A 22,457-nucleotide genomic window follows, 5' to 3' on the forward strand; every position below is an offset into this window, starting at 1 on the left:
TCATGGACTTCGGACTGACACAGGAACAGGAGATGATCGTCGAGACCACGCGGTCCTTCGTCGAGAACGAACTCTATCCGCACGAAGCCCAGGTCGAGCGCACCGGCCATCTCGATATCGATCTGGTGCGCGAGATCCAGCAAAAGGCGATCGCCGCCGGTCTCTATGCAGCCAACATTCCGGAAGAATTCGGCGGCGCCGGTCTCGATACGCCGACATGGCTTCTCTACGAGAAGGAACTTGGCCGCGCCAATTACGCGCTGCACTGGACCTGCGTCGCGCGTCCCTCCAACATCCTCTGCGCCGGAACGCCCGAGCAGCGCGCCCGCTATCTCGAGCCTTGCGTGGCGGGCGAGAAATGGGATTGCCTGGCGATGACAGAGCCAGGCGCCGGCTCCGATCTGCGCGGCATGAAGGCCAGCGCCAGGCAGGACGGAACCGACTGGGTCCTCAACGGCACCAAGCACTTCATCTCTCACGCCGACATCGCCGACTTCACCATTGCCTTCATGGCCACGGGTGAGGAAGACACGCCGCGAGGCAGGAAGAAGCTGATCACTGCCTTCTTCGTTGACAAGGGAACGCCCGGATACGCGGTCCGCGACGGCTACCGCAATGTCTCGCATCGCGGCTATACCAACGCCATTCTCGAATTCGACAATTGCCGCGTTCCGGCTGAAAACGTACTCGGCGAAGTCCACAAGGGCTTTGAGGTCGCCAACACCTGGCTCGGCGCGACGCGTCTGCAGGTCGGCGCCACCTGCCTTGGCCGCGCCGACCGTGCCTTCAGACATTCCGTCGAATGGGCGGCGACGCGTCAACAGTTCGGCCAGCCGATCGGCAAGTTCCAGGGCGTCTCGTTCAAGCTCGCCGACATGGCGATGGAAATGAAGGCTGCCGAACTTATGATCCTCGAAGCCGGCTGGAAATTCGATCGCGGCGAGGCGTCGGACGCCGACATGGCAATGGCCAAGCTCAAGGCCACCGAAATGCTGGCCATGGTCGCCGACGAGGCGATCCAGATCCATGGCGGCATGGGCCTGATGGACGAACTGCCGCTCGAACGCATCTGGCGCGACGCCCGGATCGAGCGCATCTGGGAAGGCACGTCCGAAATCCAGCGCCACATCATTTCCCGCGCGCTGCTGCGTCCGTTCGGGGCATAAGCGATTTCGGCGCAATATTGGAGCCTACAGGCATGAAACCGGCCGTCACAATCACCTATTGTCGCCAGTGCAACTGGATGCTGCGTGCCGGCTGGATGGCGCAGGAACTGCTATCGACCTTCTCGGAGGAGCTCGGCTCCGTTACGCTGGTGCCGGGCACCGGCGGCATCTTCACCATCGAGGTTGATGGTGAACTGATCTGGGACCGCAAGGCCGAAGGTGGCTTCCCGGACGTCAAGGCTCTGAAGGGCAGGGTGCGCGACCGCATCGATCCGGACCGCGATCTCGGCCATCTCGAGCGTACGAAGGGCGACGAATGACCCGCGATCTCTCCCGCCTGCTGCGGCCCCGCTCCATAGCGCTGTTCGGCGGCGGCTGGGCCGTCAATGTCGTCGCGCAGCTGAAGAAATCCGGCTTCGACGGCGAGATCTGGCCGGTCAATCCGAAGCGTGCCGACATCTTGGGCGTGCCTTGCCTCGCCTCCATCGACGATTTGCCGTCAGCGCCCGACGCCAGTTTCATCGGCGTCAACCGCGACGCGACCATCGAGGTGGTGGAACGGCTGAGCGCCATGAGCGCCGGCGGGGCGACGTGCTTTGCCTCCGGATTTCTCGAAAGCGAGGCCGAAACCGCGGGCGGCGCCGATCTTCAGGCGCGGCTGATCGCGGCTGCAGGCGACATGCCGATCCTCGGGCCCAACTGTTACGGGCTCCTGAACTATCTCGACAATGTCACTCTGTGGCCCGATCAGCACGGCGGGCTCAAGGTCGAAAGCGGCGTGGCGATCGTCGCGCAATCCTCCAATATCGCCATCAACATGACCATGCAGGCCCGCGGCCTGCCGATCGCCTATGTGGTGGCCGCCGGAAACCAGGCACAGGTCGGTGCGAGCGACATCGCTGCGGCACTGCTTGATGACGACCGGGTCAGCGCCATCGGTCTCTATCTCGAAGGCTTCGGCGACATACGGGCGCTGGAAGCCTTCGCCGCCAAGGCCCGTGCCAGGGGCAAGCCGGTCGTCGCCATCAAGATCGGCCGCTCCGACAAGGCCCGTGCCGCGACCATGACCCACACGGCCTCCCTCGCAGGCAACGCCGCGGCGGGCTCCGCCCTGCTCAAGCGGCTGGGGATCATCGAGGTCGAAACCATTGCGGTGTTCCTGGAAACGCTCAAGCTGCTGCACAGCCTCGGCCCCTTGCCCGGCGCGTCCGTCTGCTCGGTCAGTTGCTCGGGTGGTGAGGCGAGCCTGATGGCCGATCTGAGCAGCGGCAGTGCGCTGGATTTCGTCGAATTCGCTCCAGCCCAGCGGGCAGATCTGAAGGCCGAGCTCGGTCCGATCGTCACCATCGCCAATCCGCTCGACTACCACACCTTCATCTGGGGCGACACGCCGCGCATGACCCGGGTTTTCTCGACGGTCATGGCCGATACCTTTGATCTGAGCGTTTTTGTCCTCGACATGCCCCGCGCCGACCGCTGCGATCCCGCAGGCTACCAGTGCGCCGTCGATGCGATCATCGCCGCGAAGGCTCAGACCGGCGCCCGCGTTGCCGTGCTGGCGAGCCTGCCTGAAAACATGTCGGATCATTTTACCCGTGAGTTCATGCGGGGAGGGGTCGCTGTCCTTCACGGCATGAGTGAGGGCATCGCCGCAATCGGCGCCGCCATTGCAGCGGGGCGGCTCAGGGAGGCGGCTTCCGAACCACTGGTGCTCGCAGCCAACGGTGCGAATGCTACATCCATCCTCAGCGAGGCCGCCTCGAAAGAGGCCCTGTCGGGGTTCGGCCTCAGAATCCCGAAATCGATCCAGGCGCAATCCATTGAAGAGTTGATCGAGGAGAGTGCCGCTCTGTCATTCCCGGTCGTGCTTAAAGGCACCGGCCTGGCGCACAAGAGCGAAGCGGGTCTCGTTGCGCTTGGTATTGCCGACGAGCCGAGCCTCAGCGTCGCCGCCCGGAAGATGCAGGGCGTCACCTCCGAGTTCCTGGTCGAGGAAATGGCCGTGGGCGGCATTGCGGAAGTGCTTGTCGGCATTACCCGCGACCCGACCGGCACCTTCCTCCTCACTCTCGGCGCCGGCGGAGTGCTGACGGAGCTGCTGGCTGATACCGCCAGCCTGTTGCTGCCGGCCAGCCCCATCGAGATGGAAACGGCGCTCAACAGCTTGCGGATCGGACGCCTGTTGCAGGGCTATCGCGGCAAGCCCGCCGCCGACATGCAGGCCCTGACCGATGCCGTGATGGCCATCTGCCGCTATGCTGTGGCTCATGCCGATCGGCTGGTCGAACTCGAAGTCAATCCGCTGATCGCCCGGGTGGGTGACGCCATCGCCGTCGATGCGCTGATCCGCCTCCATGACGCTGAATAGGAAAAGGAGTCCGCTCATGACCGGACCTGTGAAAACCCGTATCGTCGGCCACGTGCTCGAAGTCACGCTCGACCGGCCCAAGGCAAATGCCGTCGACCTCGCCACCAGCCGCATCATGGGCGAGGTGTTCCGCGATTTTCGCGACAATCCGGAGCTTCGGGTGGCGATCCTCACCGCCGCTGGCGAGAAATTCTTCTGCCCCGGCTGGGATCTCAAAGCCGCCAATGATGGCGATGCAGTCGATGGGGACTATGGCGTCGGCGGTTTTGGCGGATTGCAGGAACTGCCGCATCTCAACAAGCCTGTGATCTGCGCCGTCAACGGCATCTGCTGCGGCGGCGGGCTCGAGATCGCGCTCTCCTGTGACATCATTCTGGCCGCTGAACACGCCACTTTCGCGCTGCCGGAAATCCGATCAGGCACGGTGGCCGATGCGGCGTCGATCAAGCTGCCCAAGCGGATCCCCTATCATATCGCCATGGAAATGCTGTTCACCGGGCGCTGGCTTGATGCTGAGGAGGCCCATCGCTGGGGCTTCGTCAACCAGATCCACAAACCCGATGAATTGATGGCCAAGGCCTGGGAGATGGCGGAACTGCTCGCCTCAGGTCCGCCGCTGGTCTTTGCCGCGATCAAGGAAGTGGTGCGCGAAGCCGAGGGCGAAAAATTCCAGGACACCATGAACAAGGTCACCCGCAGACAATTGCGCACGGTCGACACGCTCTATGGGTCCGAAGACAATCTCGAAGGCTTCAGGGCATTCTCTGAAAAGCGCGATCCGGTCTGGAAGGGCAAGTAGGCTCCCTTCGGACCGAGGACTCAGATTTCCGTATGCATCCGGTAGCCTGGCGCAAAAGTCAGCCGCACCGAGGTGATGACATGGGTCTGGTTCCAGGTGCTGCGGTCGATGACAAACAATCCTTCGCCTTCCTTGCAGGCCAGGATCTCGGCTTCCCGCGGACCAGCCGTCATGGCGGAGAACGAGAAGTCGCCGCCCTCGAACGGGACATTCACCACCAGCCATTCATTGGCGCTCTTGGCGGTAAGGTCTGCCGATTCGATGCCGGGCACGGCCTCCGGATTGATCCAGCGGTCCCCGAACACGTAGGGCTTGCCGTCGGCCAGATGCAGTGTGACGAGGTGCACCAGCTTGACGCCGGGCTCGGTTTGCATGCGGGCACGAATGCCGGATGGAGGCACTTCACGCTGTCGTAACAGGACGATGTGGCGGTAGGTCTGGCCCTTGCCCTCGATCTCATAGCGGATGACGGGAATGTCGAGCGTTGCCTTGCGGACCGGGTGCAGCGCGACCCGGGTTCCGGCCTTGCGGCGCCTGTCGAGCAGGCCGGATTCGGCGAGGTTGCGCAGTGCCCGGTTGACGGTCGCCCTGGCGCAGCCGAATTCGACAGAGAGTTCCGCCTCGTTGGGGATGAAGTCTCCCGGCTTCCATTCACGGGCATTGATCCGGCGCAGAACTTCCGCCTGCACCGTTTGCCAACTGTTGAATTCGCCGCCGCTCAAATGGCCCCTCCAAGCTCCCGCATCGTCCTGGCATAGGCCGAGACGATGGCCTCGCGTCTGACATGCCGGCCACCTTGCACCATGTGGCGGCCCGCCGACCAGACATGCTCTACCATGCGATCGTCGCCGGCGAACATATAGCAATCCAGAATCGTGTCGCCCTGCCTCCCGATCAGATCCACGGCATTGCTGTCGAGCGCCATCATGTCGGCGAGCCTGCCGACCGCCAGGCTTCCGTTGTTGCGCGCCGAAGCTCTTGCACCACCGGCGTTGATCGCATCGAGCAGGCGTCTTCCGGTGGATTTGTCCGGTGTCGCCAGCGCCGCGCGGGAATGATCGCGCAGCCGTTGCGAGTAATCGAGAGTCCTCAGTTCTTCAGACAGCGAGATGCGGATGTTGGAATCCGAGCCGACGGCAATCGCGCCACCATTCTCGAACCAGCGCACGCCGTCGAAGATGCCGTCGCCAAGACTTGATTCGGTAATCGGGCAAAGCCCGGCGATCGCACCGCTCCGGGCAAGGCCTTCGGTTTCATGCGGCAGCATCTGCGTGCAGTGGATGAAGCAGCGCCGCGCGCTGAGCTCCATCGTGTCGAGCACGAATTCCACCGGCCGCCTGCCATGGGCGGCTTCGACTTCCTCGACCTCGGCGATCTGCTCGGCCAGATGCATGTGCAGCGGATTGGCCCCGGCAATCTCTGCATGGTGGACCAGGTCTTCGGGCGCGATCGCTCGCAGGCTGTGTGGAGCCACGCCGATCCGGCTGTCTGAGGGCAGGTGGGCAAGCGCCTCCGCTGACTTGGCATGCAGCGCCGCGTAGGCATCAAGCGTGTTGCCGAAGCGGATCTGCCCCGGACCGAGCGGACGCTTGTCGCATCCGCCATACTGGTAATGCACCGGCAGCAGCGTCAGACCCATTCCTGTCGTGGCGCTGGCCGCGGCAATCCGCTCCGCCATCTCCGCGATATTGGCGTAGGGAACACCGCCCGGCTGGTGATGCAGGTAATGAAACTCGACATTGGCGCCGTATCCGGCTTCTAGCATTTCCATCTGCACGAAGGCGGCAATTGCCTCGACATGATCCGGCGTCAGCCGGTCGAGAAACCGGAACATCAGCTGCCGCCAGGTCCAGAACGAATCCGAGGCGTCGGGCCCTCGCTTTTCGGTCAATCCCGCCATCGCCCGCTGGAAGGCATGACTGTGGCAATTGGCCGGGGCCGGAAGCAGGATGCCGGCGGTTTCACCCGCAGAGGGTTGATTGGTTTCAATGCTTTCAATCAGCCCGTCCGGACTGATCCCGATGAGCACGTTTTCCGCCCACCCGTTCTCCAGCAACGCTTTTTCAGCCCAGACAGATACCATCGCTCCACGCCTCTTGACAGATTTTTATGTATATACTTATAATTCAATAATGCGGACATAACAACGGCGAAATCATGCTTCTTCTCAACGCGACAATGGCGACGATGGACGGTTCGCCAGCCTACGGGCTGGTGGAGCAGGGGGCTATAGTGGTTCACGGCGATCGCATCGTCTGGGCCGGCGCTTTCGGCGACCTGCCTGCGGAAATGAAGGGTCAGGAAACGATCGATCTGGGCGGACGGCTGGTGACGCCGGCGCTGATCGACTGCCACACCCATGTAGTTCATGGCGGCAACCGGGCCCGGGAATTCGAGATGCGGCTCGAAGGGGCGACCTACGAGGAAGTCGCCCGCGCCGGCGGCGGCATTGTCTCGACGGTCGCCGCAACCCGCGCAGCCACCCAGGACGAACTGGTCGCAGGCGCGCTGATCCGCGTCGACGCGATGATTGCCGAGGGTGTCTCGACCATCGAGATCAAGTCCGGCTACGGCCTCGACATCGAAAACGAACTGAAGATGCTGCGCGCGGCGAAGGTGGTTGCGGAGCGGCGCCCGGTCAGGGTCAGGACCAGCTATCTCGGCGCCCATGCGGTGCCGCCGGAATACAAGGGCCGTGCCGACGCCTATATCGACGAAGTCTGCATTCCCGGGCTTGAGGCCGCCCATGCCGAAGGTCTTGTCGACGCGGTGGATGGCTTCTGCGAAGGCATCGCCTTCTCGCCGGACCAGATTGCCCGCGTCTTCGACAAGGCGAAGGCGCTCGGCATTCCGGTCAAGCTGCATGCCGAACAGCTTTCCAATCTTGGCGGTGCCAGGCTTGCGGCAGGGTATGGAGCGCTGTCCGCCGATCATCTCGAATATGCCAATGCCGCCGATGCTCAGGCGATGGCCAAAGCCGGCACTGTCGCGGTCATCCTGCCGGGCGCATTCTACACTCTGCGCGAAACCGCAGCGCCGCCGATCGGTGCGTTCCGCGAGCACGGCGTGCCTATGGCGGTTGCTACCGACTGCAATCCGGGCTCGTCGCCGATGTCGTCTCTGCTTCTGAGCATGAACATGGCCTGCACCCTGTTCCGGATGACGCCGGAAGAAGCGCTCGCCGGTGTCACCAGCAACGCCGCGCGCGCGCTCGGACTCGCCGACGCTGGCCAGATCAGGCCGGGCCTGCGTGCCGACCTTGCCATCTGGGACGTCGAACACCCCGCCGAACTGGCCTATCGAATTGGATTCAACCCGCTCTGGAAGCGGATTCATGGAGGCGTGTTGTGACGCTGACGCTATTGCCTGGTCAGGCGACGCTTGGCCAACTCGAAGAAATCTGGCGCACCGGCGCTGCGGTGGTGCTCGATGAGAGCGCGCTTCCCGCGATCGAGGCAGCCGCGGAACTCGTCCGCAAGGCCGCCGCGGGCGACGAGGCTGTCTATGGCGTCAACACCGGTTTCGGCAAGTTGGCCAGCGTCCGCATCAAGCCCGGCGATACGGCGCAGCTGCAGCGCAACCTGATCCTGTCCCATTGCTGCGGTGTCGGCGAGCCGCTCGATGTGGCAACCACCCGGCTGATGATGGCGCTGAAACTGCTGTCCGCCGGGCGCGGCGCATCCGGCATCACCTGGAAGACCCTGTCGGTGATCCAGGACATGCTGCGCGAAGGCGTGACCCCGGTGATCCCGAGCCAGGGCTCGGTCGGCGCCTCCGGAGATCTCGCGCCGCTTGCTCACATGGCCGCGGCGATGATCGGCGAGGGCGAGGCGATCTATGGCGGCGAGCGCATGCCCGCATCCCGGGCGCTTGAAAAGGCCGGGCTGAAGCCTGCGGTGCTGGCCCCGAAGGAAGGCCTTGGCCTGATCAACGGCACCCAGTTCTCCACCGCCTGTGCGCTCACCGGTTATTTCTCCGCGATCCGCAATCTCGAGGCGAGCGTCGTTTCCTCCTGCCTTTCCACCGATGCGATCATGGGGTCGACCGCACCTTTGGAAGCGGGCATCCACGCGTTTCGTGGTCATCGCGGCCAGATCGATATCGCCCGGGCCATGCGTTCCGTCATGGCGGGCTCGGTGATCCGCGAAAGTCACCGCGAAGGCGATACAAGGGTGCAGGATCCCTATTGCATCCGCTGTCAGCCGCAGGTCGCAGGCGCGGCGCTCGACCTCTTGCGTTTTGCCGGCCAAACACTCGAGGTCGAGGCCAACGCCGTCTCCGACAATCCGCTGGTGCTGGTGGCCGAGGGCAAGATCGTCTCGGGCGGCAATTTCCACGCCGAGCCGGTGGCCTTCGCCGCCGATCAGGTGGCACTTGCCATCGCCGAGATCGGCGCCATCGCCCAGCGCCGCGTAGCGCTGATGGTCGATCCGACGCTGTCCTTCGACCTGCCGCCGTTCCTGACGCCGGCGCCGGGCCTGAATTCCGGCCTGATGATCGCCGAAGTCACCACCGCAGCGCTGATGAGCGAGAACAAGCATCTGGCCAATCCCTGCTCGACCGATTCCACCCCGACCTCGGCCAACCAGGAAGACCATGTCTCAATGGCTGCCCACGGTGCGCGCCGGCTCAAGCGTATGAATGAGAATTTGAACGTCATCATCGGCGTCGAATTGATGTGCGCGGCGCAGGGCGTCGAGTTCCGCGCACCCTTGACCACAAGCCCTGTTCTGCAATCAGCCCTCAAGCTGATCCGCTCCGAGATCGCCACACTCACCGATGACCGCTTCATGGCAGGCGACATCGCACAGGCCGCGGCCCTTGTGGCCGAGGGCAGGGTGCAGGGCGAATGCGATGTTGCTCAACTGCTTGCCGGAGACGCGGCATGACCCCGGTCGAAGTCAAACGCGGCACAGGTCCGCTGGTTCTCGGCCTGCCGCACACCGGCACATATGTTCCCGACGACATCTTCGCGCGGCTGACGCCGCTCGGCCAGACGCTGTCCGATACCGACTGGCACATCCACCGGCTCTACGATGGCCTGCTGGATGGCGTCACCACGGTGCGCGCCACCTTCCATCGTTACGTCATCGACGCCAACCGCGATCCCTCCGGCGCGAGCCTTTATCCCGGCCAGAACACCACCGGCCTGGTGCCGATGACCGATTTCGACGGCAAGCCGCTCTGGCTTGAAGAGCCCCGTGCGGACGAGATCGAGGAACGCCGGCTGGCCTGGCATGCGCCCTATCATGCGGCGCTGGAAGCCGAGCTTGAAAGGGTACGGGCAGAGCATGGCGTGGCGATCCTTTACGATTGCCATTCGATCCGCTCCAACATTCCGTTCCTGTTCGAAGGCACGCTGCCCGATTTCAACATCGGCACCAACAATGGCGAAACCTGCGCCCCGGTGGTGGAGGCGATCGTCTCAGGCATCTGCGCCGGAGCCGAGGATTACTCCAGCATCGTCAACGGCCGCTTCAAGGGCGGCTGGACCACGCGCCATTACGGCCGGCCAGCAGACAACATGCACGCCATCCAGATGGAGCTTGCGCAGAGCACGCATCTTGTCAGCGAGACCCTTCCTTTCGACTACGACCCCGAAAAGGCCAGCCGGCTGCGGGTTCATCTCTCGACCATTCTGAATTCACTTGCAGACATCGCACCTTCACTGGGAGCCCGATCATGACCAATCCGAGACACAATCAGCGCGACGTCTACCCGCCGACCGGCACCGAGATCACCGCCAAGAGCTGGCTGACCGAAGCACCGATGCGGATGCTGATGAACAACCTGCACCCTGACGTGGCGGAAAATCCGCATGAGCTGGTGGTCTATGGCGGCATCGGCCGGGCGGCGCGGACCTGGAAGGATTTCGACCAGATCGTCGCTTCCCTCAAGAGCCTCAATGATGACGAGACGCTGGTCGTGCAGTCGGGCAAGCCGGTGGCCGTAGTCCGCACCCATGCGGACGCGCCGCGGGTGCTGATCGCCAATTCCAATCTCGTGCCGCACTGGGCCAACTGGGACCATTTCAACGAGCTCGACAAGCGCGGCCTTGCCATGTACGGCCAGATGACCGCGGGCTCGTGGATCTATATCGGCACGCAGGGAATCGTCCAGGGCACGTTCGAGACCTTTGCCGAGGCCGGACGCCAGCATTACGGCGGCGACCTCAAGGGCAAGTGGATCCTGACTGGCGGCCTTGGCGGCATGGGCGGCGCCCAGCCGCTGGCAGCCGTCATGGCCGGCGCCTGCTGTCTCGCCGTCGAGTGCGACGAGACCCGCATCGATTTCCGCCTGCGCACCCGCTATGTCGACGCCAAGGCCAAGTCTCTCGATGAGGCGCTCGCCATGATCGATCAGTGGACCAAGGCCGGCGAAGCAAAGTCTGTGGGTCTTCTCGGTAATGCGGCCGATGTTTTCATCGAGCTCGCCGCCCGCATGAAGGCCGGCGGTCCGCGTCCCGACATCGTCACCGACCAGACCTCCGCGCACGATCCGCTGCACGGCTATCTGCCGCAGGGCTGGAGCGTGGCGGAATGGCGCGAGAAGCAGGAGAGCGATCCGAAGGCCGTCGAGAAGGCAGCCCGCGCCTCGATGAAGGCCCATGTTGCCGCCATGGTGGATTTCTGGAACGCCGGCGTGCCGACACTCGATTACGGCAACAACATCCGCCAGGTGGCGCAGGACGAGGGCCTGGAAAACGCCTTCGCCTTCCCCGGCTTCGTGCCGGCCTATATCCGCCCGCTGTTTTGCCGCGGCATCGGCCCGTTCCGCTGGTGCGCATTGTCTGGCGATCCGGAGGACATCTACAAGACCGACGCCAAGATGAAAGAGCTGTTCCCCGAGAACGCCCATCTGCACGCCTGGCTCGACATGGCGCGTGAGCGCATCGCCTTCCAGGGCCTGCCGGCGCGCATCTGCTGGATCGGGCTCGGCGACCGCCATCGTGCCGGTCTCGCCTTCAACGAGATGGTGGCCTCGGGCGAACTTAAGGCGCCGATCGTCATCGGCCGCGATCACCTCGATTCCGGCTCCGTCGCCTCGCCCAACCGCGAGACCGAAGCGATGAAGGACGGCTCCGACGCGGTCAGCGACTGGCCGCTCCTGAATGCGCTGGTCAACACCGCCTCCGGCGCCACCTGGGTGTCGATCCATCACGGCGGCGGCGTCGGCATGGGCTTCTCCCAGCATTCGGGCATGGTCGTCGTTGCCGACGGCACCGAAGCAGCTGCCAAACGCCTGGAGCGCGTTCTCTGGAACGACCCGGCTTCAGGTGTCTGGCGCCACGCCGACGCCGGCTACGAGATCGCGCTCGATTGCGCGCGTGAGCACGGGCTCAATCTGCCCGGCATATTGGGGTGAAGACAACAAGGTTAACTTGCAACAGAGAGGAGTCGACATGCAAAGACGAAAATTCCTGAAAGCCGGCGTCGCCGGAGCCGCCGCGGCCGCAACGCTCGCCACGCCTGCCATTGCCCAGGACAAGCGCGAATGGAAGATGGTCACCGCCTGGCCGAAGAACCTGCCCGGCCCGGGCGTCGCCGCCCAGCTTCTGGCCGACCGCATCACCACGCTTTCGGGCGGGCGCATCGAGGTCAAGCTCTATGCCGCCGGCGAAATCGTACCCGGCCCGGGCGTTTTTGACGCGGTCTCCGAAGGCACCGCGGAGCTCTATCATGCGGTTCCCGCCTATTGGGGCTCAAAGTCCAAGGGTATCCTGCTGTTCGGCTCCCAGCCTTTCGGCCTGCGCGCCGACGAGCAGTTCGGCTGGATGCAGCATGGCGGCGGTCAGGCCCTCTACGACGAAATGTATGGCCGCTTTGGCGTAAAGCCGTTCCTGTGCGGCAACTCAGGTCCGCAGTGGGCCGGCTGGTTCCGCAACGAGATCAACTCTGTCGAGGATCTCAAGGGCTTGAAGTTCCGCACAACCGGCCTCGCCTCGGAAATGGCGACCAAGCTTGGCATGGCCGCCGAAGCCATGAGCGGACCGGCGATGTTCCAGGCGCTGCAGACCGGCGCGCTGGATGCGGGCGAGTTTATCGGTCCCTGGAGCGATTCCGCGCTCGGCTTCTACCAGGTCGCCAAGAACTACTATTGGCCCGGCGTCGGCGAGCCGTCCTCGGCCGAAGAGTGCGGCGTCAACGCCACGGCCTATGAGGAACTCCCCGACGACCTCAAGCAGGCGGTCGCGCTTGCCTGCGAAAGCCTCTACAATCCGGTCTGGACCGAATACACCACCAAGCACGCCCAGTCGCTCAAGACGCTGGTCTCCGAGCATGGCGTCATCGTCCGCAAGCTGCCCGACGATGTGATCGTGGCCATGGGCAAGGCGGCCGAAGAGGTCGTTGACGAGCTGCGCCAGAATGACGATGAACTGGTCAAGCGCATCACCGAAAGCTACGTCGCCTATCGTGATCTGGTGGGCAACTACATGACCTATGCCGACAACGGGCAGATGAACGCCCGCGCCTCGGTCATGGGTTACTGATCATCAACCGCCGGCGCGGGCCTTGCCGGGTCCGCGCCGGTGTCTCGTTTCGGGCGGAGGGGAACCCATGCAGCGACTGGCAGATTTTCTCGACGGCATCGCCCGCGTCACCGCGAGCATCGTGTGCTGGCTTGCGCTGTTGATGGTGCTGGTCCAGTTCGGCATCGTCGTCGGGCGCTACGTCTTCGGCGTCAATTCGATCGCCGCCCAGGAAAGCGTCCTCTACATGCATGCGACACTGTTCATGCTCGGCGCTGGCTACACTCTGCTGGTAGACAAGCATGTGCGCGTCGACGTCTTTTATGCCAAGGCCAGCGCCGCCGCCCGCCGCCGGATTGATATCTTCGGCCACCTGCTCTTGCTGATGCCCTCGATGCTGGCGCTCGCCTACTGGTCCTGGCCCTCGGTGCGAAACTCCTGGAAGATCCTCGAAGGCTCGATTTCCGTCGGCGGCATCGAAGCGGTGTTCCTGCTCAAATCACTGATCCCGGCCTTCTGCGTGCTGGTGATCGTGCAATCGCTGTCGCTGTTAATCCGGCTGATGCTTCCGGTTTCCTCATCCGGGAAGGCCGGGGCATGAGCGCGTATCTCGATCTGATCATGTTTGCGGCGCTTGTCGGCGCCATCCTTCTGGGCTTCCCGGTCTCGTTCTCGATTGCCGGCGTGGCGATCCTCTTCGCCTATCTCGGCTGGGCCATGGGCGTCATGGACATCTCGCTGCTGGGCGCCACCGGCCAGCGTGTCTTTGGGCTCATCTCCAACCAGGTGCTGATCGCCATCCCGCTGTTCGTGCTGATGGGCGCGGTGCTGGAGAAAAGCCGCATCGCCGAGGAGCTGCTCGACACCATGGGCAGGCTGTTCGGTCAGTTGCGCGGCGGCCTCGGCATTTCCGTCGTGCTGGTCGGCGCGCTGCTGGCCGCCTCCACCGGCATCGTCGGCGCGACGGTGGTGGCCATGGGCATGATTGCGCTGCCCACCATGCTGCGCGCCGGTTATGACCCGCGCGTGGCCTCGGGCATCGTCTGCACCGCGGGTACATTGGGCCAGATCATCCCGCCCTCGACACTTCTGATCATCCTCGCCGACGTGATGTCGAACGCCTATCAGCAGGCGCAGTACGAGCAGGGCAAGTTTTCGGTGGAAGCGCTCTCCGTCGGCCAGTTCTTCGCCGCCGCCATTCTGCCCGGCTTCATGCTGGTGTTGCTCTACCTGATCTACATCCTCGTTCGCGGCGTGATCCGCCCGCAGGACATGCCGCCCGCGGCATTCGATCTGCCCCGGCCCGATCGCAGCGAAGTACTTGCCGCCATCGTGCCGCCGGTGCTCTTGATCATTGCCGTACTCGGCGCGATCCTGGGCGGCGTCGCCACTCCCACCGAAGCCGCCTCCGTCGGCGCCATCGGCGCGCTGCTGATGGCTGGCCGGCGCATCGGCCTCAATCCGAAGATCATCGTCACGGGCGCCGCGGCGCTGGTGGCTCTGGGCGTTCTCGCAGGCCTGTTTCCGGTCAGGCTGCAGCGCAGCGATCTGACGCTGCTCTCGCAGGCTGCCGGCGGCGTCTATGTCGTGCTCACGATCATCGGCGCCGTTGCGATCATCTATGCGCTCAGGGCCGCATTCCGCGAGAAGGTGATCCATGCGGCGGTCAATTCGACGCTGACCATGACCGCGATGATCTTCGCCACCATCCTGGCCGCCGGCATGTTCTCGCTGGTCTTCATCGGCCTTGGCGGCGAGGAGCGGGTGGCGGAGATCCTCACTCAAATGCCCGGCGGGCCGATGGGTGCGCTGCTGTTCTGCATGGCGCTGGTCTTCGTGCTCGGCTTCTTCCTCGATTTCGTCGAGATCTCGGTCATCGTGTTGCCGCTGATCGCCCCGACACTGATCCTGATGGGGCACGACCCGATCTGGCTTGGCGTGCTGCTGGCAATCAACCTGCAGACCAGCTTTCTGACGCCGCCCTTCGGCTTCTCGCTGTTCTACCTGCGCGGTGCTGCGCCGAAGGAGATCACCACCGGCCAGATCTATGCCGGCGTCATTCCTTTCATCGGCCTGCAGATTGCGGGCATAGCCGTGGTCTGGTTCTGGCCGTCAATCGCCACATGGTTGCCGGCTGCTTTGTTCTAGGAGGCTTGCCGTGCATCGCGAGCGGACGTAGATGCCTCGGTAAGTTCATCCGGCGCTTGCCGGATGAGAGGACCTACTTCAACCCAGAGGTCCGGGATTGCTGAGGGCCGCGTCAGACCCCGCATCTACAGCGTCCTTTGAAATGATGCATGTTCGTTATCGCTCAATTGAATCCAATTGAGCGCGACATGCATTAGCGCGTCTGGAAATCCGGGCTCGGTTCCTTCCGGATTACTTCATCCAGAGATTGTCGTCGCAGCCGTATGTCGAGCCTTCGCGGCCCTGGCCGGATTTCCTGACGCCGCCGGACAGTGCCTCTCGGCGGGGTCGGCTTGCGCTAGCCGCCGAAGCGCTGGTCCGTCTTCGCTTCCGCTGCGACCGGAGTGCCGGGCGGCAGGTGCAGCGCGCGCGCACGCCCGGGACTCCCGATCCGGTTGGTTTTCTCAAGCCCGAAATGCCGCCAGTCACGGCTTCCGGTCTTCCGGCCGGGCCATGACGGCGGCAATCCATCCGGCTTCTTCACATCATTTGTAGGATGATATTGCGGTGCAACTCGCTGTTCGGTTGAAATTTCAGGGCGAATCATCAATTGACTCGCATTATTAGCGAGGATATTTACTGATCTCGACGAGGAGAATTATTAATTGTCCAACAAATAGGAGTGCCGTTGATACGCGCCCGGACCAGCCCAGCTCGAATGCCTCTCGCCCGAGACGGGATGGGCATTGTGGCGGTTCATCCGCAGGGCTCACGCCCTGGGAAGCTCATACGCACCGGACTGCCGGCAGGAGAGGGGCGCTGGCGAGGTGTGACGGGACAGCCGGACGGGATGAACCCGTCTCGCAGCAGGCTTGAGTCAGTCTGACGACTGATCGATTGCTGCTCGAAGCCTTGGGAGACGGCTTGCGAGCAATTCAGGGAAGGATCGCCGCACGACGTGGCGGATCTGGGAGGGTGCCAGCAAGGCGCCGAAGGAGGAGAGAACAGAATGAAACTGGGAACCGTAATTTCATCGGCGCTGGTCAGTGCGGCATCCGTCGCGCTGGTTGCTTCGGCATCGACAGCAGCCTATTCGCAGGAATTCAATCTGCGCATGCAGACCCACTACGCGGCGGAAACCGTTTCGGGCAAGCTGGCGCAGGGTTTCATCGACAATGTCGAGAAAATGTCCGGCGGCCGCGTCAAGATCGAGATGTTCTGGTCGTCCGCCGTGGTTGCCACCGTCGAGGGCTTCGACGCCGCCGCCACGGGCATTCTCGATGGCGAGATGCACGGCGGCGCCTATCAGACGGGCAAGAACCCGGCATTTCAGTTCGTCGGCGACCCGATGGGCGGCTACGACAATCCGTATCAGCTCTACAGCTTTTTCTACAATGGCGGCGGCCGCGAGGCAGCCAATGAACTCTACGAGAAGTACAACATGCATCTCGTCGGCTGGTGGGCCGGCGGGCAGGAGGCCATGTCCTCGTCCAAGCCGCTGCGCGGGCCCGAGGACCTGAAGAACTGGAAGTTTCGTTCGCCTCCGGGCCTCGAGACCGAGATCTTCGCCGAACTGGGCGCGTCCCCCATCGTGATGGATTTCACCGAGGTCTTCACCGCGCTCGAAACCGGCATCATTGACGGCGCCGACGCATCGAGCCTCGCCAACAATGTCGGCCTCGGCCTGTACGACATCGTCAAGCACGCAACGTTCCCGGGCTTCCATTCGATGCCGGTCGATCACGTGACCTTCAATCTCGATGTCTGGAACAGCTTTCCCGACGACATCAAGGCGATCTTCGATACGGCAACCCAGGCTCTCGCGCTGCAGACCACGATGACGTTTGACATCGCCAATCTCGAAGCAGCGGCGAAACTCCAGTCCCAGGGCGTGACCCTTTACGACTGGAGCCCGGAAGACCGGGCCGCCTTCCGCGAAGGCGCCATGCGGGCCTGGAACGGCTGGGCCGACAAGACCCCGGAAGCCAAGGCACTGGTGGAAGCGCATCACGCCTTCCTGCGGCGCACCGGCAAGATCAAGTAAATCCGCCGGCGTTTGACCGGATGTGATGAAGGGCGAGCCCCCTCGGGCGGGGCTCGCCCCCCTTGCGCAATACCAGCAACAATACAGAGGGCGTGAGAATGGCGGATCACGGTGGAAGCGTTTGGTTGGGTCCGTTCAGGCAACCGATGCGCAAACTCATGATTTTCAGCACGGTCGTGACCGCGGTCCTGGTGATCGGTCTCATGGTCGCCAACCTGTTCTTCAGTGCCGGTATCGACCTTAAGCAGTTTCTGTCTCCGTCGGACTCGGCGGTGATCAGCCTGACCATGATTGCGGGGGCGTTAGCCCTGCTCACGGCCAGCATCTACCTCTCCGATTCACGCGGGATGATCGAGCCGGAGCCGGCCGGTTTCTTCGATGTGGTCAGTCTGGTCTGCTCGCGTCTTTCCATGCTCGCCACGGCCATCATCGTGCTGGTGATGTTCTACGAAGTCGTCGCGCGCTACGTCTTCATCAGGCCGACGCTGTGGGCCAATGAGCTCTCGCTGTGGATCGCAGGCTTCGTGTTCCTGCTGGCCGGGCTCTATGCGATGCAACAACGCAGCCACATCCGCATCTACGTGGTCTACGATCTGTTCCCGCGCTGGCTGCAAAAGTTGTCCGATGTCCTGACCGTGGTGCTGGTCTGGGCCTTCGCCTTCGTGCTGATCTGGGGCGGTTACAACGAATCCCGCGACAAGCTGCTGCGCTGGGAAACCTTCGGCACCGCCTGGGACCCGCCGATCCCGGCCACCATCAAGCCCGCCATCCTGTTCATCGTGCTCCTGGTCGCCATACAGGCGCTCTCCAACCTGATTGCGGACTGGAACAAGCTGCCGGAACACCATTCCCCCATTGATGAGATCGACCAAAGGGAAATCGAGATCATCCGCAAGAGCATCAAGGACTAGACGGATGGATATTGGTACGCTTTCCCTGCTGCTGCTGATCGGCCTCTTCGTGCTTCTGGCAATGGGCATGCCGCTCGGGTTTGCCTCCGCCACGCTTGCGGGCGCAGTGCTGATCATGAAATTCGGCCCTGACCTGCTGTTCCGCGATTTCGGCCGCGGCCCGCTGGCGGTGCTTGGCCAGGCAATCTATCGCCAGATGACCAATTACGTGCTCATCTCGATACCGCTGTTTATCTTCATGGCGGCGTTGCTGGAGCGGTCCGGTATCGCCAAGGACATGTACACCTCGATCAATGTCTGGCTGTCGCGCACGCGTGGCGGCATCGCTATCGTGACCTCGATCATGGCGGTCGTCATGGCCGCGATGTCGGGCATTGTCGGCGGCGAGGTGGTGCTGCTCGGTCTGATCGCGCTGCCGCAGATGCTGCGGCTCGGCTACAACCAGAACCTCGCCATCGGCACGATCTGCGCCAGCGGCTCGCTCGGCACGATGATCCCGCCGTCGATCGTGCTGATTTTTTACGGGCTGATTACCGAGACCTCGATCAAGGCGCTGTTTACGGCATCCTTCCTGCCGGGCTTCATGCTCGCGTCGTTCTTCATCATCTACATCATCGTGCGCACGCGGCTCAATCCGGACCAGGCGCCATTGCCGGAGCCCGATCCCGATGACCCGCCGACGGGCGAGAAATCGCTGCTGTTCGGCGCATTCATGACAATTCTTGTGATGGGATTCACCGCCCTGTTGCTGGTCCGGGCGCTGTTCCAGACGGTGACCGGCGGCAATGCGATCCAGGAAGGCGTCGATCCGATACCGCTCGGCATGGTTTCCGACCTGCCTTACCTGATCGGCGTCCTCGTCGTAGGGGCGGCGCTGCTGCAGTTCGGCTTCGGGCGCGAGCGCACCATGACGGGATGGAGCATGGGCAAGGGACTTGTCGCGCCGGTCATCGTCATCGGTGTCGTCCTGGGTTCGATCTATGGCGGGATCACGGGCATCACCGAGGCCGCTGCGATGGGGGTTGTCGCGGTCTTCCTGATCACGCTGGCGCGCGGCGAGATGACCTTCGATATCGTCTGGGACTCGCTGATGCGGACCATGAAATCGACCGGCACCATCATCTGGGTCACGATCGGCGCCGCCGCCCTGGCCGCTGCCTACACGCTTGCCGGAGGGCCGACCTATGTGGCCAACATGATCATCGGTGCCGAGCTGCCGACCATGGGCGTCATCCTGCTGATGATGCTGATCTTCCTGATCATGGGCATGTTCATGGACTGGGTCGGCATCGTGCTGCTGATCATGCCTGTGTTCCTGCCCATCGTCATGCGGCTGCCGGTGGAGGAGCTGGGTTTCCTGGGCTCCATCGAACCGCAATATGTGGCGATCTGGTTTGGCGTGGTGTTCTGCATGAACATGCAGGTCTCGTTCCTGTCGCCGCCGTTCGGGCCGGCCGCGTTCTACCTGAAATCGGTCGCTCCGCCGCACATCACGCTGATCGACATCTTTCGCGGCTTCCTGCCCTTCATCGGTCTGCAGCTTCTGGCGCTCGGCGTTCTGCTCGCCTATCCGCAGATCGTGACGGTGTTCCTGGGCGACTGAGACCGCGGCAAGCCACCGGTTTCAACCGCGAAGAGTCCAGAAAGGGGCATGGCCTGAAGACCATGCCCCCTGGTACTCGTTGCTTCGATCAGATCCCGCCCATGCAGATATACTTGATCTCGAGATAGTCGTCGCAGCCGTATTTCGAGCCTTCGCGGCCCTGGCCCGACTGCTTGACGCCGCCGAACGGCGCGACCTCGGTGGAGATCAGGCCGGTGTTGACGCCGACCATGCCGTATTCCAGCGCCTCGGCCACGCGCCAGACCTTGGTCAGGTCGTTGGCGTAGAAATAGGACGCCAGGCCGAAGATCGTGTCATTGGCCTGTTCGATGACGTCTTCCACGGTGTCGAACTTGAACAGCGGCGCCACCGGGCCGAAGGTCTCGTCGCCGGCCACCTGCATCTCGCGGGTCACCCCGGTCAGGATGGTGGGCTGGAAGAAGGTGCCGCCGAGATTATGCCTTGTGCCGCCGGTGAGCACCTTGGCGCCCTTCGACTTGGCGTCTTCGATGTGCTCGACAACCTTGGTCACCGCGTCTTCGCTGATCAGCGGGCCGGTGGTCACGCCTTCCTCGAAGCCGTCGCCGATCTTCATCTTGCTCACGGCCACCGCGAGCTTTTCGGCGAATGCGTCATAGACGCCCGACTGCACGTAGATACGGTTGGCGCACACGCAGGTCTGGCCGTTGTTGCGGTACTTCGAGATCATCGCGCCTTCGACAGCGGCGTCGAGATCGGCGTCGTCAAAGACGATGAACGGTGCGTTGCCGCCAAGCTCCATCGAGGTCTTCTTGATCTGGTCGGCTGACTGGCGCATCAGGATCCGGCCCACTTCGGTCGAACCGGTAAAGGTGATCTTGCGCACCTTGTCGTTGGAGCAGAACTCCTGACCGATCGCCGAACTCGACTTCGAGGTGATCACGCTCAAGAGCCCCTTGGGCAGGCCGGCATCCTCGGCGAGTTTCGCCATGGCCAGCGCCGACAGCGGGGTCTCCGCCGCGGGCTTGGCGACGAAAGCGCAGCCCACGGCGAGCGCCGGTCCGAGCTTGCGGGCGATCATCGCATTGGGGAAGTTCCAGGGCGTGATCGAGGCCACGACGCCGACAGGCTGTTTGATCACGACGATGCGCTTGTCCGGCTGATGGCCCGGAATGACGTCGCCATAAACCCGCTTGGCTTCTTCCGCGAACCATTCGATGAAGCTCGCACCATAGAGGATCTCGCCCTTGGCTTCCGCCAGCGGCTTGCCCATTTCCGCCGTCAGGATCGCGCCCAGATCGTCGGCATTGGCCACCATCAGGTCGTAGAGCTTGCGCAGCACGGCGGCGCGCTCCTTGCCGGTCTTCTTGGCCCAGTCCTTCTGCGCCACATAGGCCGCATCGATCGCGGTCTTGGTCTCTTCGACGCCCAGATCCGGCAACGCCGTGATCAGTTCGCCGGTCGACGGATTGAGAACGTTGAAGGTCTTGCCGCTCGGTGCCGCCTTCATCCACGAGCCGCCGACATAGGCTGAAGTGACGAGAAGGCTCGGGTCTTTCAGCATCTCTGCGAGGGGTTTGCTGGTCATTATGCGGTGGCTCCAATTTCTGAATGAACTTCGCGGATGGACGCTTCGAGAAGGTCCAGCGCTTCCTGGAACACCCCGTCCTGGATGGTAATGGGCGACAGGAAGCGGATGACATTGGCGTAGACGCCACAGGTAAGAAGGATCAAGCCCTTTTCCAAGGCGCGGGCCTTGACCGCATTGGTGAAGTCGGGGCTCGGCTTGCCGGTCTTCACATCGTTGAACTCGATGGCGTTCATGAAGCCGGGGCCGCGGATGTCGACGATCTGAGGCACATCCTCGCGGATCGCCTGCAGGCGCTGCTTCAGCCTGTTGCCAAGCTGCATGGCGCGGTCGCAAAGCTGTTCTTCCTCGATAACGTCAAGCACCGCGTGGGCGGCGGCGATGCCGATCGGGTTGCCGCCATAGGTGCCGCCCAGTCCGCCCGGATTGGCCGCGTCCATGACGCTGGCGCGCCCGGTGACCGCTGCCAGCGGGAAACCGCCGGCCAGGCCCTTTGCCATGGTGGTGAGATCCGGCGCCACGCCATGATGTTCCATCGCGAACATCTTGCCGGTTCTGGCGAAACCGGTCTGGATCTCGTCGGCGATCAGCAGGATGCCGTGCTTGTCGCAGATCTCGCGGAGGAGCTTGAAGAAGCCGGCCGGCACCTCGTAGAAGCCGCCTTCGCCCTGGACCGGCTCGAGGATGATCGCCGCCACGCGTGCCGGATCGACATCGGCCTTGAACAGGGTTTCCAGCGCCATCATCGACTGCTCGACAGAGACGCCGTGCAGTGCTGCCGGGAAGGGGACATGGTAGACATCGCCCGGCATTGCGCCGAACCCTGCCTTGTAGGGGAACACCTTGCCGGTCAGCGCCATGCCCATGAAGGTGCGGCCATGGAAGGCCCCGGAAAACGACACCACGGCCGTGCGCCCGGTGGCCGCGCGGGCGATCTTGATGGCGTTCTCAACGGCTTCGGCGCCGGTGGTGACAAACACCGTCTTCTTGTCGAAATCGCCGGGGACGAGCTTGTTCAGACGTTCGGCCAGGTGAACGTAATTCTCGTAGGGAACGACCTGGTGGCAGGTGTGGGTGAAGCGGTCGAGCTGCGCTTTCACCGCCTCTATCACCTTGGGATGGCGATGGCCGGTGTTGACCACGGCGATCCCGGCGGCGAAATCGATGTAGCGGTTGCCTTCGACGTCCCACAGCTCGGCGTTCTCGGCGCGGTCGGCAAAGACTTGTGTCATCATGCCGACGCCGCGCGCGATAGCGTCTGTCTTGCGGATCTGAATGGCGGCGTTGTTACCCATTTTTCGCAACTTTCTTCGTTAATTGCATGTGCGGCTCGTCGAAAGAGGCCAGATGCGCACCCGAACTGGCCAGTCTGGGCAGATTATCTGCCTCCAGGGATGATTTC

Annotated in this window: 18 protein-coding genes; 14 read left to right on the forward strand and 4 right to left on the reverse strand. The window is 63.3% G+C overall.

The features are described 5' to 3' along the window. Positions 1 to 2: 2 nt before the first annotated feature. Genes O4H62_RS18780 through O4H62_RS18795 form a run of 4 tightly spaced genes read left to right on the forward strand, consistent with a single transcriptional unit; the run spans position 3 to position 4,333 of the window. Positions 3 to 1,166, forward strand: a complete 1,164-nt coding sequence (locus tag O4H62_RS18780; protein ID WP_269390160.1) for an acyl-CoA dehydrogenase family protein — start codon at positions 3 to 5, stop codon at positions 1,164 to 1,166. Between the two features lie 32 nt (positions 1,167 to 1,198). Next, positions 1,199 to 1,486, forward strand: a complete 288-nt coding sequence (locus O4H62_RS18785; RefSeq protein WP_269390161.1) for a SelT/SelW/SelH family protein — start codon at positions 1,199 to 1,201, stop codon at positions 1,484 to 1,486. Further along, positions 1,483 to 3,534 carry an acetate--CoA ligase family protein gene (locus O4H62_RS18790; protein ID WP_269390162.1) on the forward strand — a complete coding sequence of 684 codons (2,052 nt, stop codon included), beginning with the start codon at positions 1,483 to 1,485 and terminating at the stop codon, positions 3,532 to 3,534. Before O4H62_RS18785 ends, O4H62_RS18790 begins: the two co-directional genes overlap by 4 nt. Positions 3,535 to 3,550: 16 nt before the next feature. Then, positions 3,551 to 4,333 (forward strand): carnitinyl-CoA dehydratase, encoded by a 783-nt coding sequence (locus O4H62_RS18795; RefSeq protein ID WP_269390163.1) that lies wholly within the window; start codon positions 3,551 to 3,553, stop codon positions 4,331 to 4,333. A gap of 20 nt (positions 4,334 to 4,353) precedes the next feature. Here O4H62_RS18795 and O4H62_RS18800 read toward each other — a convergent pair whose 3' ends face one another. After that, entirely contained in the window at positions 4,354 to 5,055 is a 702-nt protein-coding gene (locus O4H62_RS18800; RefSeq protein WP_269390165.1) for a GntR family transcriptional regulator, read from the reverse strand. Beyond that, positions 5,052 to 6,416: a formimidoylglutamate deiminase gene (locus O4H62_RS18805; RefSeq protein WP_269390167.1), complete on the reverse strand. Its 1,365-nt coding sequence runs from the start codon at positions 6,414 to 6,416 to the stop codon at positions 5,052 to 5,054. Before O4H62_RS18805 ends, O4H62_RS18800 begins: the two co-directional genes overlap by 4 nt. Before the next feature lie 74 nt (positions 6,417 to 6,490). Here O4H62_RS18805 and hutI point away from each other — a divergent pair, with 74 nt between their 5' ends. From hutI to O4H62_RS18855, 10 genes are all read left to right on the forward strand, one after another. Then, complete coding sequence (gene hutI / locus O4H62_RS18810) at positions 6,491 to 7,684, forward strand: imidazolonepropionase (RefSeq protein ID WP_269390169.1); 1,194 nt, start codon at positions 6,491 to 6,493, stop codon at positions 7,682 to 7,684. After that, positions 7,681 to 9,222, forward strand: a complete 1,542-nt coding sequence (gene hutH / locus O4H62_RS18815; protein WP_269390171.1) for a histidine ammonia-lyase — start codon at positions 7,681 to 7,683, stop codon at positions 9,220 to 9,222. Before hutI ends, hutH begins: the two co-directional genes overlap by 4 nt. Then, positions 9,219 to 10,019, forward strand: a complete 801-nt coding sequence (gene hutG, locus O4H62_RS18820) for an N-formylglutamate deformylase (protein WP_269390173.1) — start codon at positions 9,219 to 9,221, stop codon at positions 10,017 to 10,019. Before hutH ends, hutG begins: the two co-directional genes overlap by 4 nt. Then, on the forward strand, positions 10,016 to 11,698 hold the full coding sequence (hutU, locus tag O4H62_RS18825; protein WP_269390175.1) for a urocanate hydratase: 1,683 nt from the start codon (positions 10,016 to 10,018) through the stop codon (positions 11,696 to 11,698). Before hutG ends, hutU begins: the two co-directional genes overlap by 4 nt. 37 nt (positions 11,699 to 11,735) lie before the next feature. After that, complete coding sequence (locus O4H62_RS18830; protein WP_269390177.1) at positions 11,736 to 12,824, forward strand: TRAP transporter substrate-binding protein; 1,089 nt, start codon at positions 11,736 to 11,738, stop codon at positions 12,822 to 12,824. A 67-nt stretch (positions 12,825 to 12,891) separates the two neighbouring features. Further along, positions 12,892 to 13,404 carry a TRAP transporter small permease subunit gene (locus O4H62_RS18835; RefSeq protein WP_269390179.1) on the forward strand — a complete coding sequence of 171 codons (513 nt, stop codon included), beginning with the start codon at positions 12,892 to 12,894 and terminating at the stop codon, positions 13,402 to 13,404. Next, positions 13,401 to 14,951, forward strand: a complete 1,551-nt coding sequence (locus tag O4H62_RS18840; RefSeq protein WP_269390180.1) for a TRAP transporter large permease — start codon at positions 13,401 to 13,403, stop codon at positions 14,949 to 14,951. Before O4H62_RS18835 ends, O4H62_RS18840 begins: the two co-directional genes overlap by 4 nt. A 988-nt stretch (positions 14,952 to 15,939) precedes the next feature. Beyond that, a complete protein-coding gene (locus O4H62_RS18845) occupies positions 15,940 to 16,974 on the forward strand; it encodes a TRAP transporter substrate-binding protein (RefSeq protein ID WP_269390181.1) in 1,035 nt (344 codons plus the stop codon). Positions 16,975 to 17,132: 158 nt separating this feature from the next. After that, entirely contained in the window at positions 17,133 to 17,885 is a 753-nt protein-coding gene (locus O4H62_RS18850) for a TRAP transporter small permease subunit (RefSeq protein WP_269390182.1), read from the forward strand. A 4-nt stretch (positions 17,886 to 17,889) separates the two neighbouring features. Continuing rightward, a complete protein-coding gene (locus O4H62_RS18855) occupies positions 17,890 to 19,488 on the forward strand; it encodes a TRAP transporter large permease (RefSeq protein ID WP_269390184.1) in 1,599 nt (532 codons plus the stop codon). Positions 19,489 to 19,576: 88 nt separating this feature from the next. Here the strand turns inward: O4H62_RS18855 and O4H62_RS18860 are convergent, their stop codons facing one another. Continuing rightward, a complete protein-coding gene (locus tag O4H62_RS18860) occupies positions 19,577 to 21,055 on the reverse strand; it encodes an NAD-dependent succinate-semialdehyde dehydrogenase (protein ID WP_269390187.1) in 1,479 nt (492 codons plus the stop codon). After that, entirely contained in the window at positions 21,055 to 22,350 is a 1,296-nt protein-coding gene (locus tag O4H62_RS18865) for a 4-aminobutyrate--2-oxoglutarate transaminase (RefSeq protein ID WP_269390188.1), read from the reverse strand. The genes O4H62_RS18860 and O4H62_RS18865 overlap by 1 nt, the downstream gene beginning before the upstream one ends. Positions 22,351 to 22,457: the final 107 nt, after the last annotated feature.

This window comes from Parahoeflea alexandrii, assembly GCF_027214025.1.
In the GTDB taxonomy this organism is placed as follows: Bacteria; Pseudomonadota; Alphaproteobacteria; order Rhizobiales; family Rhizobiaceae; genus Hoeflea; species Hoeflea alexandrii_A.

What these genes read in the sequence shown, in the direction of transcription:
- O4H62_RS18790 (WP_269390162.1), top strand. Translation starts at nt 1,483, where the DNA reads ATGACCCGCGATCTCTCCCGCCTGCTGCGGCCCCGCTCCATAGCGCTG.
- hutG (WP_269390173.1), top strand. Translation starts at nt 9,219, where the DNA reads ATGACCCCGGTCGAAGTCAAACGCGGCACAGGTCCGCTGGTTCTCGGC.
- O4H62_RS18795 (WP_269390163.1), top strand. Translation starts at nt 3,551, where the DNA reads ATGACCGGACCTGTGAAAACCCGTATCGTCGGCCACGTGCTCGAAGTC.
- O4H62_RS18785 (WP_269390161.1), top strand. Translation starts at nt 1,199, where the DNA reads ATGAAACCGGCCGTCACAATCACCTATTGTCGCCAGTGCAACTGGATG.
- O4H62_RS18865 (WP_269390188.1), bottom strand. Translation starts at nt 22,350, where the DNA reads ATGGGTAACAACGCCGCCATTCAGATCCGCAAGACAGACGCTATCGCG.
- hutI (WP_269390169.1), top strand. Translation starts at nt 6,491, where the DNA reads ATGCTTCTTCTCAACGCGACAATGGCGACGATGGACGGTTCGCCAGCC.
- O4H62_RS18845 (WP_269390181.1), top strand. Translation starts at nt 15,940, where the DNA reads ATGAAACTGGGAACCGTAATTTCATCGGCGCTGGTCAGTGCGGCATCC.
- O4H62_RS18805 (WP_269390167.1), bottom strand. Translation starts at nt 6,416, where the DNA reads ATGGTATCTGTCTGGGCTGAAAAAGCGTTGCTGGAGAACGGGTGGGCG.
- O4H62_RS18840 (WP_269390180.1), top strand. Translation starts at nt 13,401, where the DNA reads ATGAGCGCGTATCTCGATCTGATCATGTTTGCGGCGCTTGTCGGCGCC.
- O4H62_RS18780 (WP_269390160.1), top strand. Translation starts at nt 3, where the DNA reads ATGGACTTCGGACTGACACAGGAACAGGAGATGATCGTCGAGACCACG.
- hutU (WP_269390175.1), top strand. Translation starts at nt 10,016, where the DNA reads ATGACCAATCCGAGACACAATCAGCGCGACGTCTACCCGCCGACCGGC.
- O4H62_RS18835 (WP_269390179.1), top strand. Translation starts at nt 12,892, where the DNA reads ATGCAGCGACTGGCAGATTTTCTCGACGGCATCGCCCGCGTCACCGCG.
- O4H62_RS18855 (WP_269390184.1), top strand. Translation starts at nt 17,890, where the DNA reads ATGGATATTGGTACGCTTTCCCTGCTGCTGCTGATCGGCCTCTTCGTG.
- O4H62_RS18830 (WP_269390177.1), top strand. Translation starts at nt 11,736, where the DNA reads ATGCAAAGACGAAAATTCCTGAAAGCCGGCGTCGCCGGAGCCGCCGCG.
- O4H62_RS18850 (WP_269390182.1), top strand. Translation starts at nt 17,133, where the DNA reads ATGATTTTCAGCACGGTCGTGACCGCGGTCCTGGTGATCGGTCTCATG.
- O4H62_RS18860 (WP_269390187.1), bottom strand. Translation starts at nt 21,055, where the DNA reads ATGACCAGCAAACCCCTCGCAGAGATGCTGAAAGACCCGAGCCTTCTC.